Genomic DNA, 6,556 nt, shown 5'->3' with positions numbered 1-6,556 from the left:
GCATCTTACTTGACGCAACGGCTCTTGCTTTGTCTACATGCCAAGAATAGTCCAGAGTATCCTTGCATTAGGTCGGTGAACGGATTTTAATTTTCATAAACAGCGCTTCCTTTCATATTGACATTTTTTGATGTGAAGCATATACTATATCATATCAAGATAATTTGATGTGAGGTGATAAACGTTGGAGCTTACTCCGGAGAAGAACGCTAATGTATTTAAGGCATTTTGCGATGAAAAGCGGCTTGCCATTTTGGAACTGCTGCGCAGCGGTGAAAAATGCGCCTGCGTGCTCATTGATCAAATGGAAATCGGTCAGTCCTCCTTGTCCTATCACATGAAGATTTTATGTGAATCGGGTATTGTCGAAAGCAGACAGGAAGGCAAATGGACACATTATAAAATCAGTGAACAGGGCAGCCACGAGGCCATGCTCCTGTTAAAAGCAATTACCACCCCCAATGCAACCGCTGAAGATACTCGTTGTTGCAATCAATAACGGCCATCTGATGGAAGATGGCTTTTATTCGGCACAACATATCAAGTTTTTTTGATATGACTATTGAATTTAAGAAAGAGAGGCGCTTACCCTATGGAGATCCTTCAAAATACGTGGCTGTTCTTTCAAGACCAAGTGCTTGGAATGAAATGGCTCAACGCCCTAATCGGTAATCTGCTCTCGTTGTTCGGTCTTGATGTAACAGGACGAATTGGTGGCAGCGTTCAATTCTTTATCTATGATGTACTAAAAATCACCGTACTGCTCTGCGTGCTGATTTTCATCATCTCGTACATTCAAAGCTACTTCCCGCCGGAACGAAGCAAGAAAATTATGAGCCGCTTTCACGGCGTGTGGGCAAATATCATGGCAGCACTGCTTGGCACGGTAACGCCTTTTTACTCTTGCGCCTCCATACCTCTGTTCATTGGATTTACCAGTGCCGGACTGCCCCTTGGCGTGACTTTTTCCTTTCTGATTTCCTCACCCATGGTAGACCTCGGGTCGCTCGTTCTGCTCATGAGCATCTTTGGCACAAAGGTCGCTATCGTCTATGTCGTTGTGGGCCTGGTTATCGCGGTCGTTGGCGGTACGCTGATTGAAAAACTTCACATGGAAAACTATGTGGAAGAATTCATTCGCTCGGCAAGCGGCGTAGATTTTGAATCGCCTGACTTAACCCGCAAAGAGCGTGTCATTTACGCCAAGGATCAGGTGGTGTCAACCTTCAAAAAAGTTCTGCCGTACATTCTGGTTGGCGTGGGCATCGGAGCTATCATCCACAACTGGATTCCTGAAAGCTGGATTGAGATGGTGCTTGGCAGCAATAATCCTTTTGGGGTAGTGCTGGCAACTCTGCTTGGCGTTCCCATGTACGCTGACATTTTCGGCACGATTCCGGTGGCCGAAGCGCTGCTCTACAAAGGCGCGCAGCTTGGTACGGTTCTCTCCTTTATGATGGCAGTCACAACGCTTTCCCTGCCCTCCATCATCATGCTGCGCAAGGCGGTAAAGCCGAAGCTGTTGGGCACATTTATTGCCATCTGCACCATCGGCATTATCATTGTTGGCTATCTGTTTAATATTTTCCAGTATCTACTGGTTTAATGGGAGGGAAAGAAAATGGCTAAAAACTGGTATCCAGTCATCGATTATCTTGCTTGCACTGAATGCGGAACCTGCGTGGATTTTTGCTCCCACAGTGTTTATAACAAAGCAAAAGCCCCGTCCCCTGTGGTGATGCAACCCGGAAACTGCATTGACCGTTGCCACGGCTGCGGCAACAAGTGTCCGGCAGGCGCCATCTCCTATGTAGGCGACGATACTGGCTGGACACCGCCAAACGGCGAATGCAGTGCAAAAAAAAGCGTAGATTGCTGCCGCGGCGGGGCTTGTGAGGAGGATTCCTCCAAGGCTGTGCTTGTGGAATATCTCTATCTTGATCTCAATACCTGTGACCGCTGTATCGGCGCCGATGCGGTACTGGAAGAAGTTTTGGGCAGTATCGCGCCCGCTCTGGAGGCTGCCGGATATACCATGCGGCTTCAAAAGGTACAGATCGCCACAAAAGAACTGGCGGAGCACTACCGATTCCTTGCGTCGCCCACCATTCGTGTAAATGGGCAGGATATCTGCGGACCTGTTGCGGAAAACACCTGCGGCTGCTGTGGTGAAATCAGCGGAACCGATGTGACCTGTCGTACCTTTGCATACAAAGGTCAAGCCTATGAAGTACCGCCCAAAGCCATGCTGGCCGAAGGAATTCTAAGAGCTGTGCTCGGCATGGTGCAGCCCGTTTGTGACTGCGGCGAGTATTCACTTCCAGAAAATCTCAAAAACTTCTTTGAGGGAAAAGCTGTGAAGACCGGTTGCTGCCCTGAAGGTACTTGCGGATGAGTAAACAAAGGATATAAAAACAGTTATTCCACTTTTGATTTTCGCCGTCATTGCCGAGATTGACCTTTACGGTTTTGGGTATCCTTGCGGCCACGGCGGGCAGCCTTGTATGGAGTGTTTTGCTACTGCTGCTCTATTTCATTGGGCACGGCATTCTCGCCGTGATTGCGGAGCCTTCCATGGGCTTTGCCCAAAAGCTCTCCCAAAGCGAGAAGTATGGAAAAGCCAGCGCTATTTTGAAAATCGTCATGGGCGCGGTGATCCTGCTCATCGGTTTCTATTTGTTATATTCAGGTTTCTAATCATGAATTTAAGGAGGTTTTTATTATGGCATTGTTTGGTTTTGGTAAAAAGAAAAATGCAGAGGAAGAATTGGTGCAGTGTGGTTGCGGGGAAATGTGCAAGCCCTCCGAAATTGCCGCAAAGAAAGCTGACGAAGAAGCAAAAGCAAAAAACTCCGGTTGCTGCTGTGGCGGTGACTGCAATACAGAAACGATTGCGGAAGCCGAAAAAGCAAAAGTGAGCGGTTCATCCGTCAAGGTGCTTGGCTCGGGCTGTGCAAAGTGCAATCAACTGGAAGCGGCTACCTTGGAAGCGCTCAAAGAGCTTGGCATGGATGCCACCATTGACCATGTGACAGACTTTACACAGATCGCTGCTTACGGTGTGATGACAACTCCTGCATTGGTTGTGGACGGCAAGGTCGTTTCCTTTGGAAAGGTTTTAAAAAAGGACGAGGTCGTTAAAATCCTGCAAAAAGTACGGGGGTAAATTTATGGCAAAGGAAAAATCACAAAGCATTGGCTTCTTTCAAAAATACCTGACCGTGTGGGTTGCTCTCTGTATGACGGCAGGTGTTTTAATTGGTAAACTTTTACCTGCCGTTCCTGCATTTTTAGGCCGTTTTGAGTATGCCAGAGTTTCTATTCCGGTCGCCATCCTCATTTGGGTGATGATTTATCCCATGATGATGAAGGTGAATTTCCAGAGCGTCAAAAATGTGGGGAAAAACCCAAAGGGGTTATTCGTCACATGGGTGACAAACTGGCTCATCAAGCCGTTCACCATGTACGGTATCGCCGCGCTATTTTTCTATGTGGTTTTTAAGGGCTTGATTGCCCCTGACCTCGCCAAGGAGTATCTGGCGGGTGCAGTACTCTTGGGTGCGGCACCCTGCACAGCGATGGTGTTCGTCTGGAGCACGCTCACCAAAGGAAACCCTGCCTACACCGTAGTACAGGTAGCAACCAACGATTTGATTATTCTGGTTGCCTTTGTGCCGATTGTGAAATTCCTACTGGGCGTTTCCAACGTGTCCGTGCCATGGGACACGCTGATTTTATCGGTCATTTTATTTGTAGTCATTCCGCTTGCGGGCGGTATTCTGACCCGTGTGCTGGTGACAAATCGCAAGGGCACAGAGTATTTTGAAAACACCTTTGTCCATAAATTTGATAATGCCACCAGCATTGGTCTGCTGCTCACTTTGGTATTGCTGTTTTCCTTCCAAGGTGATGTGATTTTGAATAATCCGCTGCACATTCTACTCATTGCTGTGCCGCTTGTTTTGCAAACTTTCCTTATTTTCTTCATCGCTTATTTTGCTTGCAAATGGCTGAAGCTGCCCCATGATATTGCCGCCCCTGCGGGGATGATTGGCGCGTCCAACTTCTTTGAACTGTCGGTCGCTGTGGCGATTGCATTGTTTGGTACTACTTCACCGGCGGCTCTTGCCACCGTAGTTGGCGTGCTGACCGAGGTGCCGGTGATGCTGTTGCTTGTAAAAATCGCCAACAAAACGAAAGGATGGTTTCCAGTATGAGCAAACCTAAAGTAGCATTTATCTGCGTACACAACTCCTGCCGCAGCCAAATTGCCGAAGCACTGGGCAAGTACCTTGCGTCTGATGTCTTTGAAAGCTATTCTGCCGGAACGGAAGTAAAGCCGCAAATCAATCAGGATGCTGTGCGGCTGATGAAGCAGATTTATGGCATCGACATGGAGCGAACTCAGCGCAGTAAGCTGCTGGAGGAGATTCCCCCAGTGGATATCGTGGTGACCATGGGCTGCAATGTGCAGTGTCCTTTTTTGCCCTGTATGCACAGGGAGGATTGGGGGTTAGATGACCCAACCGGCAAAAGCGATGTGGACTTTGAACGTACTATAAAAGCAATCCGCTCTAAAATTGAGAATTTGAGAGAGCGAATCGCTGACAACAAACTATAAAGAACGAGGCTGGCGTTTGTCAGCCTCGTTTTCCTATTCTCCGTTACATCCCCAGTATCGTCCAGTCAATACTTGCATAAGGACAGTGGAAATTTGCGGCAACATATGGTACGATAACTTTTAACAAGTATTTGAATTGCTAATTATTTATAATCTGTACAGTAATTAAAGGCATCCGTAAACTCCTGCTGCAGCCAAATTACGGAGATTATCGGCAAGCACTTTATCTCATATGTGCAACTTATATCAGGTAATTGTCTGTGAGAATTGATATACTGGAGAAAGGAGTGAAGCAAATGTCTGTTCAAACAATAGAAACAATGGCAAAGTGGGTAGAAAATAACATAACAGAAAGCCCAAGCCTGCAAGATATGTCATCATATGTTGGTTATTCACCGTATTACTGCTCTACAAAGTTTCGGGAGCACATGGGTATGACATATAAACAATTTCTTGCCCAATGTAAATTAAAAGCTGCTGCTAATGATCTTTGCATAACCAATGACAGAATAACCGATATTGCTTTTCGATATGGGTACTCGTCATCTGAAGCGTTTGCAAGAGCTTTTTCACAAGCGTTTCAATGCTCGCCACGCCAATATCGGAAAACTTCCGGTGTTTCTCTTAGCTCACCTTAGTCTATAGGGCGTATTGCTCCCTCCGAATTTGTAAATGCGAGGAGATAAAATGTCTGACAAGTTTGGAAGAAATGATCTCTGCTGGTGTGGCAGCGGTCGAAAATATAAGAAATGTCATGGCCCTATTGATGAGCAAATTGAAATCTACCGCTTAAAGGGATATGAAGTGCCTTATCGAAAATTGCTTAAAACAAAACAACAGATTGAAGGTATTCGGGAAAGCAGCAAACGAAACATCGCTTTACTGGATTTCATTGCAAATTATGCGGTTGATGGAATCACCACGGAAGAGCTTGACCGGCTTATCTTCGAAAAAACCAAGGAACTGGGAGGCGTTCCAGCAACACTCAATTTTGACGGATACCCTAAGAGCGTGTGTATCTCAATTAATGATGTTGTATGTCATGGTATCCCCTCTGATCGTATATTCCTGCGAAACGGCGATATTGTAAATATTGATGTGTCTACAATTTATAACGGATTTTTTTCAGATTCTTCACGCATGTTTTGCATTGGTGCTGTTTCCGCTGAGAAACAAAAACTGGTTGATGTTGCGAAAGAGTGTGTGGAGCTGGGCATTGAACAGGTAAAACCGTGGGGATTTCTTGGTGATGTTGGGCAAGCTGTTCAAGACCATGCAAGGGAAAATGGATATTCTGTCGTTCGAGAAATCGGAGGCCACGGTATTGGTCTACAATTTCATGAAGATCCTTGGGTCGGTTATGTGACAAAGCAAGGAACAGGAATGCTCTTAGTCCCAGGACTTGTTTTTACTGTAGAGCCTATGATAAATATGGGAAAATCCAATATAGTAACAGATAAATGCGATAATTGGACTATTCGCACTGCTGATGGGAAGCCTTCTGCGCAATGGGAAAAACAGGTGTTAGTAACCGAAACTGGTTATGAGGTGTTGGCATATTAATGAACAGTTAGGAATAACCAGAATTTCTTATTATGAGCATAATGAGAACCTAAATGAGCAGACCCAGCTCCTTGCAGAACTGGACCTACTCATTATTACTACATGCCAAGAATAGTCCAGACAATCCTTGCATAAAGACGGTGAACGGATTTTTGTTTTCATTTTAATTCTCCTTACATCTTCTATAATATTCTGGTTGACAATGATTGCAATCCTGCATATAATATATAGAATCTCTTTGCACTGCATTACATTCAGCATGAATGCGAGATCAACAGTACAAACTGAGCAGGCGATGAACCTTTTTGTAAAGGTCATGGGGCCGGGCCGCCCAATGAGCGGCAACAGATTGCAATTTGAGCACATCTGTGG

General features: G+C 45.8%; 9 protein-coding genes and 1 riboswitch. All 9 genes read left to right on the top strand.

Annotated features, from left to right (window positions below; translation table 11 throughout):
* Positions 1-184: 184 nt before the first annotated feature.
* The 9 genes from RTV33_RS15495 to RTV33_RS15455 all read left to right on the top strand — a co-directional run bounded on the left by RTV33_RS15495 (position 185) and on the right by RTV33_RS15455 (position 6,184).
* Positions 185-499 carry a helix-turn-helix transcriptional regulator gene (locus RTV33_RS15495; protein ID WP_018213992.1) on the top strand — a complete coding sequence of 105 codons (315 nt, stop codon included), beginning with the start codon at positions 185-187 and terminating at the stop codon, positions 497-499.
* Positions 500-592: 93 nt separating this feature from the next.
* Complete coding sequence (locus tag RTV33_RS15490) at positions 593-1,606, top strand: permease (protein ID WP_312645762.1); 1,014 nt, start codon at positions 593-595, stop codon at positions 1,604-1,606.
* Between the two features lie 15 nt (positions 1,607-1,621).
* Positions 1,622-2,395, top strand: coding sequence for a DUF2703 domain-containing protein (locus RTV33_RS15485; RefSeq protein ID WP_018213994.1), 774 nt, complete (start codon positions 1,622-1,624; stop codon positions 2,393-2,395).
* A 59-nt stretch (positions 2,396-2,454) separates the two neighbouring features.
* Positions 2,455-2,697, top strand: a complete 243-nt coding sequence (locus RTV33_RS15480; protein ID WP_020493353.1) for a hypothetical protein — start codon at positions 2,455-2,457, stop codon at positions 2,695-2,697.
* A 94-nt stretch (positions 2,698-2,791) separates the two neighbouring features.
* Positions 2,792-3,166: a thioredoxin family protein gene (locus tag RTV33_RS15475; RefSeq protein WP_312576926.1), complete on the top strand. Its 375-nt coding sequence runs from the start codon at positions 2,792-2,794 to the stop codon at positions 3,164-3,166.
* 4 nt (positions 3,167-3,170) lie between these two features.
* Entirely contained in the window at positions 3,171-4,217 is a 1,047-nt protein-coding gene (gene arsB, locus RTV33_RS15470) for an ACR3 family arsenite efflux transporter (protein WP_018213997.1), read from the top strand.
* Entirely contained in the window at positions 4,214-4,621 is a 408-nt protein-coding gene (locus tag RTV33_RS15465; protein WP_018213998.1) for an arsenate reductase ArsC, read from the top strand. Before arsB ends, RTV33_RS15465 begins: the two co-directional genes overlap by 4 nt.
* Before the next feature lie 296 nt (positions 4,622-4,917).
* Entirely contained in the window at positions 4,918-5,259 is a 342-nt protein-coding gene (locus RTV33_RS15460; RefSeq protein WP_026184155.1) for an AraC family transcriptional regulator, read from the top strand.
* A 49-nt stretch (positions 5,260-5,308) separates the two neighbouring features.
* Positions 5,309-6,184 (top strand): methionyl aminopeptidase, encoded by an 876-nt coding sequence (locus tag RTV33_RS15455; protein ID WP_026184156.1) that lies wholly within the window; start codon positions 5,309-5,311, stop codon positions 6,182-6,184.
* Positions 6,185-6,458: 274 nt separating this feature from the next.
* Positions 6,459-6,556: riboswitch (NiCo riboswitch) on the top strand. This riboswitch is flagged as partial in the annotation.

This window comes from Hydrogenoanaerobacterium sp., from assembly GCF_032017025.1.
Lineage (GTDB): Bacteria > Bacillota > Clostridia > Oscillospirales > Ruminococcaceae > Hydrogenoanaerobacterium.
Note: the sequence above shows the minus strand (reverse complement) of the source record. Positions and strands in the feature narration are given on the sequence as shown.